Annotated in this window: 18 protein-coding genes and 5 pseudogenes; 22 read left to right on the top strand and 1 reads right to left on the bottom strand. The window is 60.7% G+C overall.

The features are described 5' to 3' along the window. Positions 1-45 precede the first annotated feature (45 nt). The 5 genes and pseudogenes from G4Q83_RS07270 to G4Q83_RS07290 all read left to right on the top strand — a co-directional run. Positions 46-708, top strand: coding sequence for a response regulator transcription factor (locus G4Q83_RS07270; RefSeq protein WP_128421095.1), 663 nt, complete (start codon positions 46-48; stop codon positions 706-708). Further along, positions 705-2,141, top strand: coding sequence for an ATP-binding protein (locus G4Q83_RS07275; RefSeq protein ID WP_211288329.1), 1,437 nt, complete (start codon positions 705-707; stop codon positions 2,139-2,141). Before G4Q83_RS07270 ends, G4Q83_RS07275 begins: the two co-directional genes overlap by 4 nt. A 55-nt stretch (positions 2,142-2,196) precedes the next feature. Continuing rightward, the gene (locus G4Q83_RS07280; protein ID WP_211288328.1) at positions 2,197-2,595 is read left to right on the top strand and encodes a YgiW/YdeI family stress tolerance OB fold protein; all 399 of its coding nucleotides are present in this window, start codon (positions 2,197-2,199) and stop codon (positions 2,593-2,595) included. A gap of 278 nt (positions 2,596-2,873) precedes the next feature. Beyond that, positions 2,874-3,454 (top strand): annotated as a pseudogene (locus tag G4Q83_RS07285) (GNAT family N-acetyltransferase). Beyond that, a pseudogene (locus G4Q83_RS07290) lies at positions 3,451-3,687 on the top strand (nitrilase); the annotation flags it as partial. The pseudogenes G4Q83_RS07285 and G4Q83_RS07290, both read left to right, overlap by 4 nt. A gap of 32 nt (positions 3,688-3,719) precedes the next feature. Here the strand turns inward: G4Q83_RS07290 and G4Q83_RS23160 are convergent. Further along, positions 3,720-4,055, bottom strand: a pseudogene (locus tag G4Q83_RS23160) (IS5/IS1182 family transposase); the annotation flags it as partial. Between G4Q83_RS23160 and G4Q83_RS07295 the strand changes: the two are divergent. The 17 genes and pseudogenes from G4Q83_RS07295 to G4Q83_RS07375 all read left to right on the top strand — a co-directional run. Then, positions 4,052-4,480, top strand: a pseudogene (locus G4Q83_RS07295) (type IV secretory system conjugative DNA transfer family protein); the annotation flags it as partial. The pseudogenes G4Q83_RS23160 and G4Q83_RS07295 overlap by 4 nt on opposite strands. Before the next feature lie 397 nt (positions 4,481-4,877). Continuing rightward, positions 4,878-5,309 carry a hypothetical protein gene (locus G4Q83_RS07300; protein ID WP_128421094.1) on the top strand — a complete coding sequence of 144 codons (432 nt, stop codon included), beginning with the start codon at positions 4,878-4,880 and terminating at the stop codon, positions 5,307-5,309. A gap of 59 nt (positions 5,310-5,368) precedes the next feature. Then, a complete protein-coding gene (locus G4Q83_RS07305; RefSeq protein WP_128421093.1) occupies positions 5,369-6,370 on the top strand; it encodes a VirB8 family type IV secretion system protein in 1,002 nt (333 codons plus the stop codon). Continuing rightward, positions 6,367-7,128, top strand: a complete 762-nt coding sequence (locus G4Q83_RS07310) for a TrbG/VirB9 family P-type conjugative transfer protein (RefSeq protein ID WP_128421092.1) — start codon at positions 6,367-6,369, stop codon at positions 7,126-7,128. The genes G4Q83_RS07305 and G4Q83_RS07310 overlap by 4 nt, the downstream gene beginning before the upstream one ends. Further along, positions 7,125-8,306, top strand: coding sequence for a TraB/TrbI/VirB10 family type IV secretion system protein (locus G4Q83_RS07315; protein WP_128421091.1), 1,182 nt, complete (start codon positions 7,125-7,127; stop codon positions 8,304-8,306). Before G4Q83_RS07310 ends, G4Q83_RS07315 begins: the two co-directional genes overlap by 4 nt. An 18-nt stretch (positions 8,307-8,324) precedes the next feature. Further along, positions 8,325-9,365, top strand: a complete 1,041-nt coding sequence (virB11, locus tag G4Q83_RS07320; RefSeq protein WP_128421090.1) for a P-type DNA transfer ATPase VirB11 — start codon at positions 8,325-8,327, stop codon at positions 9,363-9,365. A 147-nt stretch (positions 9,366-9,512) separates the two neighbouring features. Continuing rightward, complete coding sequence (locus G4Q83_RS07325; protein WP_185817368.1) at positions 9,513-10,358, top strand: lytic transglycosylase domain-containing protein; 846 nt, start codon at positions 9,513-9,515, stop codon at positions 10,356-10,358. Positions 10,359-10,428: 70 nt separating this feature from the next. Next, positions 10,429-10,830: a TrbC/VirB2 family protein gene (locus G4Q83_RS07330; protein ID WP_128421088.1), complete on the top strand. Its 402-nt coding sequence runs from the start codon at positions 10,429-10,431 to the stop codon at positions 10,828-10,830. Then, entirely contained in the window at positions 10,823-11,134 is a 312-nt protein-coding gene (locus G4Q83_RS07335) for a VirB3 family type IV secretion system protein (protein WP_128421087.1), read from the top strand. The genes G4Q83_RS07330 and G4Q83_RS07335 overlap by 8 nt, the downstream gene beginning before the upstream one ends. A 178-nt stretch (positions 11,135-11,312) precedes the next feature. Next, a complete protein-coding gene (locus G4Q83_RS07340; protein ID WP_128421086.1) occupies positions 11,313-13,784 on the top strand; it encodes a VirB4 family type IV secretion/conjugal transfer ATPase in 2,472 nt (823 codons plus the stop codon). A gap of 71 nt (positions 13,785-13,855) precedes the next feature. After that, entirely contained in the window at positions 13,856-14,641 is a 786-nt protein-coding gene (locus G4Q83_RS07345) for a hypothetical protein (RefSeq protein WP_386273468.1), read from the top strand. An 85-nt stretch (positions 14,642-14,726) separates the two neighbouring features. Next, entirely contained in the window at positions 14,727-15,830 is a 1,104-nt protein-coding gene (locus tag G4Q83_RS07350) for a TrbL/VirB6 family protein (RefSeq protein ID WP_185817369.1), read from the top strand. Beyond that, a complete protein-coding gene (locus G4Q83_RS07355; RefSeq protein WP_128421917.1) occupies positions 15,814-16,317 on the top strand; it encodes a DUF4189 domain-containing protein in 504 nt (167 codons plus the stop codon). Before G4Q83_RS07350 ends, G4Q83_RS07355 begins: the two co-directional genes overlap by 17 nt. Before the next feature lie 279 nt (positions 16,318-16,596). After that, the gene (locus G4Q83_RS07360) at positions 16,597-17,436 is read left to right on the top strand and encodes a hypothetical protein (protein WP_246432313.1); all 840 of its coding nucleotides are present in this window, start codon (positions 16,597-16,599) and stop codon (positions 17,434-17,436) included. A gap of 34 nt (positions 17,437-17,470) precedes the next feature. Continuing rightward, complete coding sequence (locus tag G4Q83_RS22535; protein ID WP_221893115.1) at positions 17,471-18,823, top strand: XVIPCD domain-containing protein; 1,353 nt, start codon at positions 17,471-17,473, stop codon at positions 18,821-18,823. A 13-nt stretch (positions 18,824-18,836) separates the two neighbouring features. After that, positions 18,837-19,844: pseudogene (locus G4Q83_RS07370) on the top strand (TrbL/VirB6 family protein); the annotation flags it as partial. A 12-nt stretch (positions 19,845-19,856) separates the two neighbouring features. Then, positions 19,857-20,342: a DUF4189 domain-containing protein gene (locus G4Q83_RS07375; protein WP_128421083.1), complete on the top strand. Its 486-nt coding sequence runs from the start codon at positions 19,857-19,859 to the stop codon at positions 20,340-20,342. Positions 20,343-20,451: the final 109 nt, after the last annotated feature.

Raw genomic sequence — 20,451 nt, forward strand, 5'->3', positions numbered from 1 at the left:
GCGTTGATCAGACTATCCTTAAGCCTTGTCGGCTAGCGTTCCCCGATGCGCATCCTGCTGGTAGAAGACGATCCCTCGCTCGGCGACACGCTGCGCGCCTGGCTCAAGCTGGACGGCTACACCGTGGACTGGTTGACCCGCGGCGACGCGGCGCGTGCCGCGCTGCAGGCGCAGGCCTACCAATGCGTGCTGCTGGACCGCGGCTTGCCCGGACTCGACGGCGATACGCTGCTGCGCACGCTGCGCGCGGCGCGGCTGACCACGCCGGTGTTGATGATCACGGCGCGCGACGCGCTGGAGGACCGGGTGCAGGGCCTGGACCTGGGCGCCGACGACTATCTGGTCAAGCCGTTCGACCTGGAAGAGCTGTCCGCGCGCATCCGCTCGGCGTTGCGCCGCAGCAACGGCAACGCCAGCGTGGTGTTGTGCCACGGCGAGGTGCAGCTGGACCCGGTCGCCAAGCGGGTCACCCGCGGCGGCGCGGCGGTGGCCCTGACCGCGCGCGAGTACGCGGTCCTGCACGCGCTGCTGGCGCGCAAGGGGCATATCGTCGGCCGCGACCAACTCGAGGATGCGCTGTACGGCTGGGGCGAGGAAGTGGAGAGCAACGCGATCGAGGTGCACATCTCGCATCTGCGCAAGAAGCTGGGCAGCGACTTGATCAGCACGATCCGGCGCCAGGGCTACTGCCTGGGAGCGCAGGGGTGAACGGGCGGCGCCGCGACCGTGCGTCGGACGCGGCCGACCCGCGCTATTCGTTGCGCCGGCGGCTGATCGCCACCACGCTGGGCTCGAGCATCGTGTGCTGGCTGGTCAGCCTGGGCATCATCGTCGGCGTGGCCTGGAGCGAGGCCAGCGACGTGTTCGACGAGGCGCTGGAAGAAGGCGCGCGCCTGGTCGCGACCTTCGGCCCGGGCCTGTTGCACGGCGCGGCGCAGTCCGCGGACGGCGATCGCGCGGCGGACGCCGGCGGCGGGGTGCGCCTGTACTATCAGATCGTCGACCGCCACGGTACGGTGCTGCGCCGCTCGCCGGACGTTCCCGTGCAGCCGTTCGTGCCGCCGCAACAGGTGCACGGCGACGACGCGACCAGCACCGTGCGCCGCGCGCGGCGGTTGTGGCGGGTGCACGTGCTGCACGCCCGCGCGCAGGGTATCTACGTGCAGGTCGCGCAGCCGCTGGAAAAGCGCACCGAACTGCTCGGGGACATGGCCGAGAATCTGGTGTGGCCGGCGCTGGCGCTGCTGGCGCTGCTGGCCGCGCTCAACTGGTGGGTGATCCGCCGCCAGCTGCGGCCGCTGGAGCGCCTGGCCGAGGACATCGGCCGGCAGTCGCCGCAGGATATGAAGGAGCTGTCGGCGGCCGGCCAGGCCGACGAATTGCGCCCGATCGTGCAGGCGCTCAACGGCGTGCTCGCCCGGCTGGGCGAGGCGCTGCAGTCCGAACGCCGCTTCACCGCCGATGCGGCGCACGAGCTGCGCACGCCGCTGGCGGGCCTGCGCATGAAGATCCAGTTGCTGCAGCGCCGCCACGCGGCGGCGCTGGATCCCGCGCAGCGCCAGGATCTGGCGCTGTTGCGCGGCGACGTGGACCGTGCCACCGCGCTGGTGGACAACCTGCTGATGCTGGCCCGGCTGGATCCGCAGCGCCCCGGCAGCCTGCCCTGCGAGTGGGTGGCGTTGCCGGCGTTGGTCGATGCGGCGCTGGCCGACGTCGCCGCCGCGGCGGCGGCCAAGCGCATCGGCCTGCATGCGGCGGTCGGCGCCGACACGGTCTGGGCGCATGGCTCGTTGTTGCGCAGCGTGCTGCGCAACCTGCTCGACAACGCGGTGCGCTACGGCAGGGTGGAGGGTCAGGTGCGCATCCACGCCAGCCAGATGCGCAGTGCCGCCGGCGCTGTCGCCGCGGTGCACATCGTGGTCCGCGACGACGGCCCCGGCGTGGCGCCGGGCGACCTGCCCCGGCTCACCCAGCGCTTCTTCCGCGTGCTCGGCAACGCCGGGCAGGGCAGCGGACTGGGCCTGTCGCTGGTGGAGCGCATCGTCGCCCTGCACGGCGGGCAACTGCGGTTCGCCTGCGGCGGCGAGGGCACCGGCCTGTCGGTATGGATCGAACTGCCGCAGCGCAGGGCGCCTGCCTGAATCGCGGGCGCCTGGCATCAGATCCACTTCAGGTTCGGGCGTTCCAATGGCGTCCATGGCGATCGGCCATGATCTCGAACCGAAGGAGCACTCCATGCGCAAGACCATTCTCTCCACCCTCGCCGTCACCGCTCTGGCGGTTCTCGCCGCGGGCCAGGCCGCCGCCCAGTACACCGGGCCCAACAGCGTGCCGGTGACGACGGTCAAGCAACTGCTGGACCAGGGCAAGGACGAACAACCGGTGGTGCTGCGCGGGCGCATCGTCTCCCACGACGGCGGCGACCGTTACACCTTCCGCGACGCGACCGGCAGCATGAAGGTCGAAATCGATGCGCACCGGCTGCCGGCCGGGCGTTCGTTCGACGACAGGGCCGAGGTCGAACTGCTGGGCGAATTCGACAAGGGCTTGCGTTCCGCCGAAGTCGAGGTGGACGAAGTGCGCTTCCTGCGCTGATGCCGCGGCCGCTGCCTTGCGGCCGGTGCCGAGCGCCTCGCGTCATCGGCCCGCGCGGTGCGAGGCGCCGCAGCGCCCGCCGCTTCGCCCGTCGCGGTTGAAACCGCTTCTACAGGGCATGCAGGAGTCGGCCGGGTTCCCTGCGGGAGGGGCTTCAGCCCCGACAGGGTCGGTCTCAGCCGGGACCAGGATGATGGCAAGGAACACCGGCCAGGCGCTCGCCAAGCCGGCCGCGCGATGGGCACGCCCGCGGTAGAGTCCACGGATGGACGCTCCGCATCCAGCGCCTGCGCCTGCGCGATGCGCAGATCGCCCCGTTCCTGGACACAGTGGCGCCGCTGCGCATCGCGGTGTTCTGCGACTGGCCCTACCTGTAAGCCGGCGACCTGGACTACGAGCGCGATCACCTGTCCGCCACGCCGCTTCGCCCGGCAGCGTGCTCGTGCTGGCGCGATGGGTGGTGGGCGCTTGCACCGGGCTGCCGCTCGGCGACGCCGCCGAGGCGTTCGGCGCGGCCTTGGCCGGCAGCGCCATCGCGGTCGCGGACGTGTTCTATTTCGGTGAATCGGTCCTGCTGCCGGAGTATCGCGGGCGCGGCGTCGGCAATGCCTTCTTCGATCATCGCAAGGCGCATGCGCGCGCTCGGCGCTTCCGCCCGGCCGCGTTCTGCACGGTCGACCGCGATCCCGGCGATCCGCGGCGCCCGCCCGGCGACCGCGGCAACGACCGCTTCTGGCGCAAGCGCGGCTACCGGCCGCAGCCGTCGCTGCGCATGCAGTTGCCGTGGGACGAGCTTGAACGCGGCCAGCTCATGCATACCTTGAGTTTCTGGACCCGGCCGCTGGAGCCCGCCGCATGAAGATCGCCGTCGCCAAGCACCCGGTCGGCGCGCCGATCGATTTCGCCGCCTTCGCCGACAAGCAGGCGGCCTTGATCGGCCAGGCCGCGCCGGCCGGCGCGCAGCTCGCGGGGTTGCCCGAGTACCTGTCGCTGGAACTGGCCGCGACCTTCGCCGCGGCCGCGTCCGCGAGCCTGCCCACATCGCTGGCGGCGGTCCAGGCGCTGCATCCGCAATACCTGGTGCTGTTCGCAGTGAATCGCCCTGGGATTGAACTGACCCCCGGACCGCGCGCCATCGCCTGCCGGATCCGGCCCACGGCCCTGGCCCAGCCGACCCCCTGCTCGATCAACTTGCCCTTGCGCCGGGAGCGCGCATGGCCCTCGCTGGCCGCCACCGCGTCTGCCGCCGCCGAACGCCGGCCTGACGTGTTCTGCGCCACATGCGGCACGAGCTTCGGTTCGTCCAGCGCCTGGATGAGCGCGGCTGCGTCATCGCCCTTGTCCGCTCCCCGCGTCAGCACCGCCCCCGGCGCTGCCGCCTGCCCAGCATCGGCGATCATCGCCTTGGCCGCCTCGCGTTCAGCGTCCCCATCGGCCCGCCTCGCCCGCGCATTGGCGATTTCTGCCGATCATCCAGAGCATGGCGCAGCGGGATGCGACCTATGGCAAGGACGTGTCGCGCACCATCATCGCCAACCATGCGTTGCAGATCCTCTACGCTGCGCGCGAGCAGCAAGGTGCCAATGACGACTCCGAGATGCTCGGCTGCACCACCTTCCGTCGCCAGAACCTCACGCGCGGCAAGGACGTGACCCGCAGCGTATCCGAAGAGAGGGCGCTGATGCTGCCGCAGGAACTGAAGGCGATGGGCAACGACCACGAAGTGTTCCTGTACGAAGGCATCGCGCATCCGGTCAAATGCCACAAGATCAAGTACTACAAGGACCGCCGCTTCACCGCCAGATTGCTGCCGAGGGTCGACGTGCCGACATTGCCGCCTGAAGAAATGCGAATTGAGTCACAAAATTACTGTCAATTCAGATGAACTGAACGTTTTTTTGCCAAATGCTTGACGAGAGCATGCGCTGCGGCACATTCTCGCGGCGTTGGTGCGGTGCAATTGGCAATTAGGACTATTGGCAATAGAAACAGGGGGGCGTGGGTTCTCAGGACGCACGCGAGGGTGACATGGAGAGTTTGCGATCAAATTCAGTCTTTTTCGGTGTTGAATACCTGTTCCGGGACGTCGTCCGTCTTCGGGAGCACGCCCCTGTGCGCAACTCGCGTGGCCGCAGACCGCGTCGCCGGACGCGAGCGTCCGCCGCGCGCCGCACCGCGCCTTCTCTGTGGCGAAACCTGCAGTTCTCTGACCGTCGGCTGCCTGCCGACCGCCCATCGACAAATGTTTCCGCAATTCAGAGGCTCGCGTGAAAAGAACACATATGTTTCGGCTGATCGCCACCCTGGGCACCGTTGCGCTGTTGAGCGCCTGCGCGACCAAGCCAGCGCCCGATTTCCGCGGCAGGTGGAAGCCGGTCAACCGGTTCTCCGAGTCGACGATGGAGATCCCGCTGTACTCGTCGTACGTGTACCAGGCCGTGCCGATGGACGGCACCCTGAAGACGATGCTCGAGCGCTGGGCCAAGGACTCGAACATGGAGCTGGCATACAGCATCCAGTCCGACTACACCCTCTATGCGCCGGTAGCCAAGCTCAATACCACGAGCATACAGCAGGCGGTCGCCGAGCTCAGCCTGGTCTATGCGCAGGAAGGCGTCACCGTCTCCGCCGCGGGCAACCGCATTCTCGTGCAGCCATCCTCTTCTTCGCTGAGCCGGACCCCGCCGCCGGCCGGCGATGGCAAGGCGAAGTGACGTTACCTCGGGGGCATCGCATGCCGCCGCAGCCATGTTACGTAACCCGGTGAAGTCTGATGTTCGGTAAAAAACCAATTGAGAGCGAAAGCGTCAACAAGGCGGTTGCAAAGGCTGTCGACTACGAGGTCAGCATCGCCGATCTGGCGCGGCGCAGCGAGCGCCGCGCATGGTGGATTGCGTTCGGCGCGATCGTCATGTGCCTGCTGCTGGGAGGCGGCTACTACTACATGCTGCCGTTGAAGGAGAAGGTGCCTTATCTGGTGATGGCCGATGCGTACACCGGGACCTCGACGGTATCGGTGCTGGAGAATCCCGCCGATGTCCAGAGCATCACCGCCAGCGAGGCGTTGGCCAGGAGCAATGTGGCCCGCTTCATCACCGCCCGCGAGTCCTACGATTTCGAGATTATGGGGCTGAACGACTGGAGTCTGGTCTTCTCGATGGCGCCATCAGAAACCGCGGTGGGCAGCGAGTACCAGTCGCTGCATTCGCCCAACAATCCCGCGTCGCCGTACTACACCTATGGCAAGGTCCGCTCCATTCGCGTGAACATCTTGAGCATCACCCTGCTTGGCGGCGGCGGCAAGCCGTACACCGGCGCCAATGTCCGCTTCCAGCGCAGCGTCTACGACAAGAAGACCGGACAGACGACGCTGCTGGACAATAAGTTCGCGATCATGGGTTTTCGATACAGCGCCAATCTCATGATGAAGGAGGAACTTCGCGTGCAGAACCCGCTGGGCTTCCAGGTCACCGATTACCGGGTCGACAACGACTACGCGGCAATCCCTGCGCCGCCGCCGCAAGCGTTCCAGGCGCCAGCCGCCGCGGCCGGCCAGCCGCAACTCGCGCCCGGACAGGCGCCGGCGCAGCCGCTGCCAGGGCCGCCGGGCCAGCCGGTAGCGCCCGGGACGAATGGCGGATTGCCTCCCCAGCAGCAGATCCCGCCGCGCACCCCGGTCAGCGCGCCGGCCTATCCGGGAATGCAGCCGGCCACCGCGGCGCCCACGCCCAACGTTGCACCCCAGAACAATGGCAATGGAGCGAACGTTCGATGAGTTTCATGACGAAAACCGGTTCGGCATGTGCCGCAATGCTGGCATCGGCCTTGTTTGCGCCGCTTGCCTCGGCGCAGGTGGTTCAACAATATGAGTACGAACCCGACAGGATCTACCAGGTGCGGACCGGCCTGGGGATCACGACACAGGTCGAGCTCAGCCCGAACGAGAAGATCCTCGACTACAGCACCGGGTTTACCAGCGGCTGGGAACTGAGCCGCCGCGAGAACGTGTTCTACCTGAAGCCGAAGAACGTCGACGTCGACACCAACATGATGATCCGTACGGCGACCCATTCCTATATCCTGGAATTGAAGGTTGTCGCCACGGATTGGCAGCGGCTGGAGCAGGCCAAGCAGGCGGGTGTGCAATACAAGGTGACCTTCACCTATCCCAAGGACACCAGCTTCGCTGCCGCCAGCGAGGAGGTGAAGGACGAGTCCCAGCTCGATACCCGTCTCTCCAAGGGGCGCCATTACTATTTCGACTACGACTATTCGACACGTTCGAAGCAGACCTGGATCGTGCCGAACAGCGTCTACGACGACGGCAAGTTCACCTACATCAAGATGGATCTGACGCGCTTCCCGACGGGCAATTTCCCGGCCGTGTTCGGTCGCGAAAAAGAGAATGACGAGGATTTTCTGGTCAATACCACAGTCGAGGGCAATGCCCTGATCGTCCACGGAACCTATCCTTTCCTGGTTGTCCGCCATGGCAAGAATGTTGTCGGCTTGCGTAGGAATAAGCAAAAGTGAACTCGAACATACCTCCGTCTGACGAAAATAACGGCCACGAACGGCCGCGCGCTCCGCAAGCAGGCGATGTGGGCAACGAAAATCCCTATTTCGCCCGCCAGCGCCAGGCTGCCGATCCGGATCTCGATGCCAACGAGCCGGTGCTGCGTTCCAGCGACGTCCAGAAGCTCAACCGCAAGGCGCTTGTGTTCCTCGCCGCCATCGCCTTGCTGCTGACCGTCGTCATTCTCTGGCTGTTCAGCGGCACCGGCTCCAACCAACCGCCGCCAAAGCCGAAGCAGGAGGCGGTCGTCGCGCCTGCGCTGCCGCAGACCCAGACGGCCGCGCCGTTGCCGACACAGACGGCAGAACCGGTGGCGTTGGAGCAGCAGCCGAGCCTGCCGCCGCTGCCGCCGCTGCCGACCGACAACGAGATGTCGGCTGCGCCCACGCGCCAGGAACGTGGGCCGTCGCTGCTCGAACGGCGCATGGCGGGCATGCAGGAGCCGGCCGGCGGCGCGCAACAGGGGCTGGGCGGCATATTGCCTGGTCAGCAGCCGGGCACCGCGCCGCAGGCGCAGGAGCAGGAGACTTCCGCCAAGCCCATCGCAAATCCCGACGGCCTGCTGGTGCGCGGCACCTACATCCGCTGCGTGCTCGAGACGCGGATCATCACCGATTTCCCCGGTTTCACGTCCTGCATCGTCACCGAGCCGGTCTACTCCATCAACGGCAGGCGCCTGCTGCTGCCGAAGGGTTCGAAGATCCTCGGCCAATACGGTGCGATCGAGCCCACCGGTCCGCGGATGCAGGTGGTATGGGATCGCATCACCACGCCGACCGGGATCGATGTCACGCTGCTGGGCCCTGGCATCGACAACTTGGGCAGCGCGGGGCATCCGGGCCAATACAATGCGCACTGGGGCAGCCGGATCTCGTCCGCGTTGATGATCAGCATGCTCAGCGACGCGTTCAAATGGGCAGCGGCTGAAAACGGGCCTTCGACCACCACGGTCGGCCTCAACTCTGGAATCGTCACCGAGCAACCGTTCGAGAGCAATACGGCGCAGTCCATCCAGCGGCTGGCGGACCAGGCGCTGGAACGTCGCCGGCCCGCCACCGTGACCATCAATCAAGGCACCGTGGTCAGCGTCTATGTGGCAAAAGACGTCGATTTCACCGCCGTGTTGCCGCGTTGATCGCGCAAGGACCTCGCCGTGACTTTCGACGACTCGCCGACCGCGCAGATCTCCACGGATTTCCTGGATTACCAGTATTCGGTGCTGGGCATCCTGGATTATCTGAATTCGCCGGACGTCACGGAAATCTGCATCAACCGTCCCGGCGAGTTGTACCTGGAGACGCTGCGCGGCTGGCGGAAAATGGATATCCCGTCGCTGACCTTCGATCGGGCCCGCCAGTTCTGTACCGCCGTGGTCAACGAAAGCAATACCGGCCAGCGCATCACCGATACCGATCCGGTGGTGTCGCTGACCTTCCCGACCGGCCAGCGCGCCCAATTCGTCATCCCTCCTGCCTGCGATGCAGGCAAGGTGTCGATCACGATCCGCCTGCCGTCCAAGCACACCAAGACGCTTGAACAATACAAGGAAGACGGGTTCTTCGATGAGATCCTGGAGCAGGAAATGGGTGCCAGCGACCAGGATCGTGAGTTGCTGGAGTTGCGACGGGAGAAAAACTACGCCGAGTTCTTCAAGAAGGCGGTGCTGTTCAAGAAGAACGTCGTCGTCGCCGGCGCCACCGGCAGCGGCAAGACCACGTTCATGAAGTCGTTGGTGAATCACATTCCCAATGAAGAGCGTCTGGTGACGATCGAGGATGCGCGTGAGCTGTTCATCAGCCAGCCCAATTCGGTGCATTTGCTTTATTCGAAAGGCGGACAAAGTACGAGCAACGTGACCGCCAAGAGCTGCATGGAGGCCTGCCTGCGCATGAAGCCCGATCGCATCATCCTGGCGGAGCTGCGCGGCGACGAATCGTTCTACTTCATCCGGAACTGCGCATCCGGCCATCCTGGTTCCATCACCAGTTGCCATGCCGGCAGCATCGGCCAGACCTGGGACCAGTTGGCGCTGATGGTGAAAGCCTCGTCCGAGGGCTCGGGGCTGGAGTTTTCGGTCATCAAGCGATTGCTGATGATGACCATCGACATCGTGGTGCACATCAAGTCGCATGCCGGCCGTCGCTACATCACCGGCATCGATTTCGACCCGGAGCGGACGCTTCATGGGCATTGATGAATATATTCACCGAAGTGATGCGGGCGCCGCCGTGGATTGACTTTGGGGTTCCCTTCGAACACGATTGATTTGCGTCATCTGCGACTCGTTGGCTGCTTGCCGCTAAGTCGATGGATAAAGGAGTGTGACGGAATGTTGCCAGGCATGGAACTCCTGAGCTGCCCCGAAATGGCGGTTCCGGCTGAAGTGATGCAGCACGTCGTGCGCGTCGAATCGTCGTACAATCCGCTCGCGATCGGCGTGGTCGGCGGCCGCTTGGTGCGCCAGCCGCAAAACATCGCCGAGGCCGTCGCCACCGCGCGGATGCTCGAGGCGAAGGGCTACAACTTCTCGCTCGGCCTGGGCCAGGTCAACCGCTACAACCTCCTGAAATACGGGCTCGACTCCTACGAAAAGGCGTTCAAGACCTGCCCCAACCTGCAGGCCGCCTCCAGGATCCTGGCCGAGTGTCATGGCCGTTCGGGCGGCAACTGGGGCAAGTCGTTCAGTTGCTACTACTCGGGCAACTTCGAGACCGGCTACAGGCATGGCTATGTGCAGAAGGTCTACGCCTCCATCAACCAGGGCAGGGCGCAGGCCGACATTCCTGCGGGAGCGATTCCACTGGTGTCGTCCGGCGTGCGCCGCGCCGCCACCGAAGCGGCGAGGGCGTCGGTCGTGCGCGAACTCGACTCGGTGGTGTCGCGGCGCATCCAGGCAGCCAACCAGTTGGCCGACGGGTTGGCCTCGCAGCCGCAGCCGTCGGTGCTCCATCCGGCGGCCGCTGCGGCACGGCCTGCCGGCGAGACCGCGCAAGCGGCTGCGACCGATCCGGATCTCTATGTGATACGGCCGACAGGCGCCGGCAAAGGAATGGCGGTACCTGCTGGTGGCGGAGCCGGTCCAGCTTCGCATGCTTCCGCGAATAGGCCGCAGCCTATCGTGGGAGCGGATGTCCCTGGCTCGAATTCTCCGCCGCCGGCCGCTGGCGACGGGGCTTTTGTGTTCTAGCCAGCCAAAGTAGTGCCGTCATGGAAATGACATTTTCGACCACTCGCTGTTCAAAATCAGGAGATATGTTATGAAGCTCAATAAGATTGAAATATCCGCCGGCACAAACGTTGCTGGCATGGCGGCGCTGAAATCCATGCTGTTCGTAATAGCACTGCTGGCCGCCAACGTCGCGATGGCGACAAGTGGTTATGCCGGTGCCGATAAGAAGGTCTGTGGCTTCCTGAGCAACGTCAACAATATCCTGAACATGGGATCCGTCGCGGTGGTGACCATCGCCGTCATCGTGGCCGGATACCAGATCGCGTTTGCGCACAAGCGCATCTCCGAAGTTTCGCCGATCCTGATCGGTGGCGTGCTGATCGGTGCCGCTGGCCAGTTGGCCAACATGCTGATCGGCGATACCGGCCAGACCTCGTGCATCAAGAGCACCGGATCCCTGGTCATGCAGGCCATCCAGCACTATGCATAAGAACGTGCTCTTCCGTGGCTGCACGCGTCCTGCGATGTTCCTGGGAGTGCCCTATATTCCCTTCTTCATCGGTGCGGGCGGCGGCTTATTGATGGGCATTTACTTCGATCTGTGGTTTCTGCTGCTCATCCCGGTGATCATTTTCATCATGCAGCAGATGACCAAGCGCGACGAGATGATATTCAGAATGCTCGGATTGCGCTGGCTGTTCAGGATGCGTGTGTGCAACCTGCAGCGCTACGGCGGCATGTGGGTGTTTTCTCCCAACGAGTACCGGAGGAACGTCCCAGGCGCCAAGCCGTAGGTCGACGGGCGTGACGGCCTCGGCCCCATGCACGAATGCTCGGTTCATGCATGGGGTTGTTCGGTCTTCCGCACCGCTATGCAATATGCCGTTCATGTAGGCGAATGATTGTTCGACTGTTCCCGCCTCGTACGAGTCGGGCCTTGGCAAGACGCAATGGACTCAGAGTCATCCCACTATGTTCATTCCAGACACTTCGATCAGCGAGTTCATCACCATCTCCACGCACGTCGCACCGTCGGTGCTCAAGACGACGGGAGGAGACTTCATGCTGACCTGGCATCTGGCAGGGCTGCCGTTCGTCGGCCGCGAGGAGTGGGAGATCGAGCATCGCCACAACACATTCAACCGGATGCTGCAGACCCTGCGCGCCCCGGATTTCGCCAATGTCGCCTTCTGGGTGCACGACGTGCGCCGCCGCCGCCGCATCAAGTCGAACGGCAAGTTCCACCAAGCATTCAACCAGGCGCTCTCGGAGCACTACTACGGCGCGCTTTCGTCGCAAAAGATCATGCAGAACGAGTTGTATCTGACCATGATCTACCGCCCCGTCGTCACCGGCAAACGGTTGATGGACAAATCGTCCAATATCGCGCAGCTGCAAACCGAGCAGAACCAGTCGATCGCCAAGGTTCTCGAGATGGCCGGCAACGTCGAGGCGGTGCTGAAGGACTATTCGCCTTATCGGCTCAGCATGTACGAAGCCAGCAATGGCGTGGCGTTCTCCGAAGCGCTCGAGTTCTTCGGCTACCTCATCAACCGGATCGACGAGCCGGTGCCCGTGCTGCAGGCGCCGGTGCCGGCCTATCTGCCGGTCAGCAAGCACATGTTCGCCAACAAGACCGGCGACTACGTGATCAAGACCCCCGATGGCGTCAATCACTTCGGCGCCATCCTGAACATCAAGGAATACACCGACGCGACCTATCCCGGCATCCTCAACGGCCTGAAATACCTGGACTTCGAATATGTCGTGACCCATTCCTTCAGCCCCATGGGCCGGCACGACGCGCTGAAGGTGCTGGACCGCACCAAGGGCATGATGATCTCCTCGGGCGACAAGGCGGTCAGCCAGATCCACGAACTGGACCTGGCGATGGACCAGCTGTCGTCCGGCAACTTCGTGCTGGGCGAGTACCACTTCACCGTCGCCGTTTACGCCGACACCCAGGAAAAACTGTCGCAGCAGATCGCGACCACCCGTGCCGAGCTGTCCAATGCCGGCTTCGTCTCCACCAAGGAGGACCTGGCCATCGCATCGTCCTTCTACGCGCAGCTGCCGGGCAACTGGAAATACCGTACGCGCCTGGCCAACGTGAGCTCGCTGAACTTCCTGGGCCTGTCGCCATTGCACAACTTCGCCCAGGGCAAGCGCGACAACAATCCCTGGGGCGAATGCGTCACCACGCTGCAGACCACCAACGGCCAGCCGTACTACTTCAATTTCCACGCCACGCACCCGGCGGAGAACTCGCTGGGCGAAAAGGCGATCGCCAATACCATGGTCATCGGCAAGTCGGGTACGGGCAAGACCGCCTTGATCAACTTCCTGCTCAGCCAGGTGCAGAAATTCGACCCGATCCCGACCATCTTCTTCTTCGACAAGGACCGCGGCGCCGAGATCTTCGTCCGCGCCTGCGGCGGCAACTACCTCGCCCTGGAGAACGGCCGGCCTACCGGTTTCAACCCGTTCCAATGCGAGCGCAGCGAAGCCAACGTGCAGTTCCTGGCCGACCTGATCAAGGTCCTGGCGGGCAAGCTCGAGTACACCTCGCGCGAGGAAGAGGACATCTTCCGCGGCGTGGAAGGCATGCTGGATACGCCGATGCATTTGCGCAGCATGACCAACTTCCGCAAGAGCCTGCCCAACATGGGCGACGACGGCCTGTATGCGCGCATGCGCAAGTGGACCGCGGGCAACTCGCACGGCTGGGTGTTCGACAACCCGGCCGACACCATCGACCTGGGAAAGGCCAGCATCATCGGCTTCGACTACACCGACGTCATCGACAACCCGGAAGTGCGCGTCCCGGTCGTCAACTACCTGTTGCACCGGCTGGAGGCCCTGATCGACGGGCGCCCGCTGATCTACGTCATGGACGAATTCTGGAAGATCCTGGACGGCAAGGGCGGCCTCAAGGAATTCGCCAAGAACAAGCAGAAGACCATTCGTAAGCAGAATGGCCTGGGCATCTTCGCCACCCAGAGCCCCGAGGATGCGCTGGCCAGCGACATTTCCGCGGCGCTGGTCGAGCAGACCGCCACCATGATCCTGCTGCCGAACCCGAACGCGAGCAAGGAAGACTACATCGAGGGGCTCAAACTGACCGAAGCCGAGTACCAGGTGGTCGTCAACCTCGACGAACGCTCGCGTTGCTTCCTGGTCAAACAAGGGCATGGCTCGTCGGTCTGCCAGCTCAATCTGCGCGGCATGGACGATGCGCTGGCCGTCATTTCCGCCTCGACCGACAATATCGAAATCATGCATCAAGTGCTCGAACGGAAAGCCAAGGAGCATGGCGTGGCGCCGGACGATCTGCGGCCCGAACAGTGGCTGAGCGAGTTTTACGCCAGGCGCAAGGGTTCCGGAAAATCGGCCTCTGCCAAATCTTCGCCTTCCGATAGCCGGGGTGCTGCCGCCGTCATCTGACGATGGGCTGCCCAGGCCATGGGAATAGCCGGCTGTTTCTCCAAGTTCAGTGTTGAGAGGGGTCTATGGACATGACTATGAAAGCTTCCAATCGCTTCCGGATCATCGTTGCTGCGGTTGCGCTGTGCGCGTTGGCGCCTGCTACAGCGCTCGCCCAGTGGGAGGTGATCGACAATGAGCAAATCAAAAAGAATGAGGAAAATACCGAAAAGCTTCATGACAAGCTTGATGAAATCCACAAGGCGAACCTCATTGGCAAAAGCACCGGTGAAAAACCGAGTGGCGAGGAAGTCGAGAAGCCGAAAGAGAAGCTGGTAAAGGCCGATGACAACGACGGCGTTTCCGATTGTGCGAGCACGACCTCCGGTACGCCCGTTGCCAAGGAACAGCAGCAGACCTGCGAACTCATCCAGCGCACCCGCAATTCGCAGTTCAACTACATGGTGGCGATGTACGACATCACGGCGAAGCGGCTGGAACGCTTGCGCGCGATCGAAAAAGAGCGCCAAGGCATCAAGGCGGAAGAGATCGGCAAGCTCGAAGACAACACCAACAAACTGATCGCGCTGAAGACGCTGATGGACATCGATCGCCAACAGACCGAATCGGCCATGTTCGCCTACGAGAAGCGCTTGGCCTACCTGACCAAGGTGCAGTCGGCCGGGGCATGGGCGGCGATGAACGGCAAGAAGGCGCCGTCCGCGACGACCACGGGAGGCGGCAGCTTGTTCGAAGGGTTTACCGGACTCAGCGATTTTGCCAGCAAGCTGGTCGGCGGAGCGGCGATGGCCGGGGCATTGGAGACCGCCAAGTCATCGCGTCCGGACGGCTTCCAAAGACTGAGTATCGAGAAATAATCGGTCTTGTTCCGGTTCCTTTCGAACGGGCGCCGGTCCACAGCAGTAACGTTCAGCGGCGAACATATCGCATCATGGAGCAGTCATGGATTTTTTACAGAATATAGGAAACTACGCGTTCTTCACGCTCATCAACAATTTCTTGCGTGACGAGATCGACTATTTCCAATGGTCGCTGTTGATCCGGATGTCGTGGTGGGTGACGGTGACGGCGATGAGCGCGCTGACGCTATGGGTGCTGTTCAAGGGTTACCGCGTGGTGACGGGCCAGTCGCGAGAGATCGCGATGGACCTGGTGGTGACGGCGTTGCGAGCGGTGCTGATCATTGGAGTGGCGATGAGCATGGTGTCGGCGGCCAGGCCGGGTGCGAGCCAGAGCGATGGTCTGATGAGCGGGTTGTACTGGAAGCTGACCGACGGGCTGAGCAGCGCGATCGTGAAGACGGTGACCGGTGACACGCGCAGTCCGTACGAGGCGATCGACAGGAACCTGTTTTTGATGCAGGTGGCGCTGACGAGCATCGACCAGATCCAGACGGGCGGCGACGCGGATCTGGGTCAGAAGAAAGACCAGGCGCGGTTGTTCACGGGGTTGGGGATGGCCGGTCCCGGGGTGGTGGGGGGATCGCTGCTGCTGTTGAACAAGCTGGCGATGGCGTTGTTCGTGGGATTTGGTCCATTGTTCATTCTGTGCTTGCTGTTCGATGCGACGAAGTCGTTGTTCCAGAAGTGGCTGATGTACGGGATCGGGACGGTGTTCTCGTTGTCGGTGCTGAGTTTCACGGTGAGTTTGGCGACGAAGGTGGTCGGGGTGGTGGGTACGGGTTTTCTGGCGAAGTGGTCGGTGACGGGTGGGACGGGGGAAGGGGTGAGCGGGATGGCGTTGCAGCAGGGAGGGATCGGGTTGGTGTTGACGACGTTGATCGTGACGTCGCCGCCGATGGCGGCGGCGTTCTTCCAGGGGACGCTGGGGCAGTTCACGGCGTACTCGGCGTTTGGGCAGATGGGCAAGGATCCGGCGACGGGGCAGCCTTATACGCCGCAGGCGCCGGTTAGAATTGGTCATACGAATCCAGGCGATATAGGCTCTAAGGAAACGACTAATTACGCGAATATGAACAGGGTCGGTGGGGAGCAAAACCAAGTAGCCCGCCCCGGGACTAGAGGTGCTCATGAAGACAAAATTTAGTTCTATCAAAAACAATACTTTCTATTTGACTGTCGTTGCAGCAATTTTTCTTTCTCAGGAAATTTTTGCTCAAACGGGCTGCCCCGTTGGGGTACAGGCAGGAGGAGCGCAATGTCTTCCTGATGACCAGAGCGCAGCACCGCCCCGTCCGACAGGAGAATGGATTAAAACTTGGGGAGCATTGGTTAGCTCCAATCAAGCGCATGGTGCTTGGTCAAGCAAAGGAAAGTTTACTGAAAATGAAGCACGCCAAGATGCTTTGAATAGATGTTTCTCCACGGGGGCTTCTGATTGTAGCGTGGATGCAACTTATTTCAATCAGTGTATCGCTGTTGCTGGGGCAGGTGGTCGTGGAATCTACACCAATACTGGGAAAGATGAAGCTACTGCTAGTAAAAGAGCCGTAGGTGATTGTCAAAAAAAATCGGCGACGCAGTGTTCGGCCTTGTTTGCTGAATGCACGGATTCGGTGTTTAGAAAATATTGAATTTCTAATTTTTGGTTATCGAGTTAGCTAAGAATCTTTGGAGGGTATTGTTCTGACCTATCTGTCGAAATGAGATGAATAGACGAAATTCAATTAAATTATATTTGTTACGCTTTTATTTAATGCAGGAATTTTACATATTTTGTTTTAATTGATAATTGTGATTGTGATCATGTTTTTAATATGGGTTCGCACACGGCAATTTCATATGGAATTTTTTAATTTGGCGAGTAGGATTTTGTTTATTAAATAAATTATGGGCAAAACGAGTTGAATTTCATGTCGCGAAAATTATTATTTGTGCTTGTTGTCAGCTTTTCTTCTTTTCTGTTGTCTTGCCAGAAGCAGAATGAAGATGTCCCTGTTTATCAAAGTAAGGGAGTGGGGGGCAATAAAAAGCATGCTATTAGCGTGGATGCAGTTTCAATTACGACAGAGAATTCTCTCAAACAGGTTTCAATTGATTCGAATTCGCTTGAATTTATCGTAAAAGCGGTGCTGGATTCTGTCTATGGACGTAATAAATTCGATTCATCGCGAGGCTGTTGGCATCATTCCTTTCAGACAGGTGGAGATTCAATAGAATATTGCATGATTGCCGCCAAGCCTGAAGCTATTAATGCTGATGGCGGCATTATGATTTATTTGCAAGCTTATAGCGATCCGCAAGCTGAAATATATTCTCAAGTCGAGCCTGGTCTGGAGGGGCTTTTTTTGATTGAGGTAGGTGCCGGAAAAAAATGGAGAGTTGTTGCCTCTAATCCTGCAATTGATAGGGGGCAGGCTGGTGATTGTGGTTGCCTTGATAGCAAGCTGATCGAAGTCGGGCCTAGTCGTTATGGTTGGTTGTCTACTATGGGCGGTGTGTGGCAAGGAATACAAGCGACTCACTATTCACTTCAAGTGCCGATAGGTAGCAAAATTCGTGACGTATCAAACATTCCGCGTGTCCGCGAGAATTCACCGGGCGAAAGCAATACTTTAGAAGTTGAGCGTAATGGTGAGGTAGTGGCAGGAATGTATCCACTAAAAGTCACTCTAAGTCGGGGCGATAGTGTGTTAGAGACTCGTTTGGTCGCTTATGATGAAAAACAGGGGTTCTATCCCTGGAAACCTTAAGAATTTTAATGAGATATCATAGGAGGGTCGTTTTATGGAAAGGATCGATGAGCGATGGGCTGAGCATCGTCAAGAATTGGAAGATGCTGCGCGAGATGCTGGTATAGATCCAGCCGTGATGATCAAAATTGCTGGTTTTGAATCAGGTTTTAACCCGCAAGCGAGGCCGATAGCTATCAGTAATCCAAATAATAATACCGTGAGGCAGTTTGACGGGACAATGGCAATCTCGTCCGCCTATGGATATGGCCAATTCTTGGATGGCACTTGGCAGCAGATGATCAATACCTATGGTGAAAAGTATGGTGTTGAGAATGCTGTGAATCTCACTCGTGCGCAGGCGAATTCGCCAGAATTGCGCCAAAATACTCGTCTACAAGCTGCGATGTTGGCTGAGTTTACACGCGATAATATTGATCGTGCTGCTCGATATGACGGAGAGGACGTTGTGGCGGATGTTTATGCAATGCATAACTTGGGTGTCGGTGACGGTTCCAGATTCCTTCAAGCAGTGCATGATCATCCGGATGCCAAGGTGAGCAGCGTGCTGAGTGCTCAGGTCATCAGGGGAAATGCCTCCCTGTATGGTGATGGAAATATTACCAATGCCCAAGCTTATGCGGCCATGGGACGGCAGATGGATAGGTATTCTGGCTATGCTGAGACTGTAACGAATCTAAAGCAGGCTTATCAGTCGAGTCAACCCGTGCAAGGGCCGCTTGTTGAAACAACATATCAGATACATCGTTCGAATGATATCGTTAAACTTGAACAAGGGCATCATGGAAAGTCCGTACATGAGCTGCAAAGTCAGTTAGCGCAACTCGGCCAGACCGGCCGCGCCGGCGCACCGTTGCACCCGGATGGCGACTTCGGTCCGAACACGCGCCACGCCGTGGAGCAGTTCCAGCGTGAGCATGGCTTGCAGGTGGACGGCATCGTCGGCCGCAACACCCGCGCGGCGCTGGACCAGGCAGTGGCGCAGCCTGCGCCCTTGCAACAGGCTGCGACGCCGTTGCTATCGGATCCCCATCACCCGCAGCACGCCTTGTACGCCGGCGCCGTGCGCGCGCTGGAAAAGCTTGGCGAGCGCGGCGGCTTTGCCAATCGCCAGGCATTGGAGCAGGCGGCCGGGCAGATGGCGTTGGAGGCCAAGGTCAGCGGCCTGGATCGGATCGACCATGTGGTGGCGAACAAGGACGGGCGCGGCCTGATCGCGGTGCAGTGCGGGTTGAATGATCCGGCGATGCATCGGGTGTACGTGGATCGCGAACAGGCGCAGGCGCAGCCATTGCAGGAGAGTACGCGGCAGATGGCCGAGGAAGTACAGCGGCAGGCCCAGACGCAGCAGGTCGCGTCGAGGGAGCCGGTCGCGATGTCGCGGTAGGCATTGGGTGATCCGGATGTCGTGGTGGGTGACGGTGACGGCGATGAGCGCGCTGACGCTATGGGTGCTGTTCAAGGGTTACCGCGTGGTGACGGGCCAGTCGCGAGAGATCGCGATGGACCTGGTGGTGACGGCGTTGCGAGCGGTGCTGATCATTGGAGTGGCGATGAGCATGGTGTCGGCGGCCAGGCCGGGTGCGAGCCAGAGCGATGGTCTGATGAGCGGGTTGTACTGGAAGCTGACCGACGGGCTGAGCAGCGCGATCGTGAAGACGGTGACCGGTGACACGCGCAGTCCGTACGAGGCGATCGACAGGAACCTGTTTTTGATGCAGGTGGCGCTGACGAGCATCGACCAGATCCAGACGGGCGGCGACGCGGATCTGAGTCAGAAGAAAGACCAGGCGCGGTTGTTCACGGGGTTGGGGATGGCCGGTCCCGGGGTGGTGGGGGGATCGCTGCTGCTGTTGAACAAGCTGGCGATGGCGTTGTTCGTGGGATTTGGTCCATTGTTCATTCTGTGCTTGCTGTTCGATGCGACGAAGTCGTTGTTCCAGAAGTGGCTGATGTACGGGATCGGGACGGTGTTCTCGTTGTCGGTGCTGAGTTTCACGGTGAGTTTGGCGACGAAGGTGGTCGGGGTGGTGGGTACGGGTTTTCTGGCGAAGTGGTCGGTGACGGGTGGGACGGGGGAAGGGGTGAGCGGGATGGCGTTGCAGCAGGGAGGGATCGGGTTGGTGTTGACGACGTTGATCGTGACGTCGCCGCCGATGGCGGCGGCGTTCTTCCAGGGGACGCTGGGGCAGTTCACGGCGTACTCGGCGTTTGGGCAGATGGGCAAGGATCCGGCGACGGGGCAGCCTTATACGCCGCAGGCGCCGATGGCAGATGCTTCAGGTTCTACTGGCACTGCAAAACATGTAGGTCAGGTTGAAACTAGAACTAGCGGTGTAGATGCGTCTAATTCTAATGTCGCTGGCCCTGGATCTCGTGGGCTAGCGTCTAATAATAAAGACGTTTGATGCTCTTGGAGGATGGAAGTGCGAATAAAATTTATCTTTATTTTTTTTACGTTATGGGCGGGTGTTGCTCATTCGCAAACGCGCTGCCCAACGGGTGTTCAAGCTGGGAGTGCTCAATGTCTGCCTGATGCTGAAGAAGTTTCGCCTCCACGTCCCACGGGAGAGTGGATTAAAACATGGGGTGCTATTGCCAACGCTGTAGATACCTCAAAGGCTTGGGCGTCTATTGGCATGATGTCTGAGAAAGATGCGAGAGTTGATGCATTAGATCAATGCCAGTCAGCAGGTTATAAAGGATGTGTAGTTATAATTACTTATAGAAATCAATGCGTCGCTATGGCTTCACCAGCTTCTGGCGACGGTGACAGCGGGATGGCTTCTGCACAAGATATTTCCATTGCAAAAAAAAATGCCATAAATATGTGTAAAAAAAATGGAAGCACAGAATGCTCTGTGATCTATAGTGATTGTACCAAGCCAGTATTTAGGGGATTTTAAATGGATCGCGGTGATCTTCTGATTTTTTATCATTCGAAAATATAGCGGCGGTGATTCCGTGTTGCGAGCTAATCTTTTGATGCTATTATTTTTTTCTTCGACTGGGTGT

It is taken from the genome of Xanthomonas theicola (genome assembly GCF_014236795.1).
Classification (GTDB): Bacteria; Pseudomonadota; Gammaproteobacteria; order Xanthomonadales; family Xanthomonadaceae; genus Xanthomonas_A; species Xanthomonas_A theicola.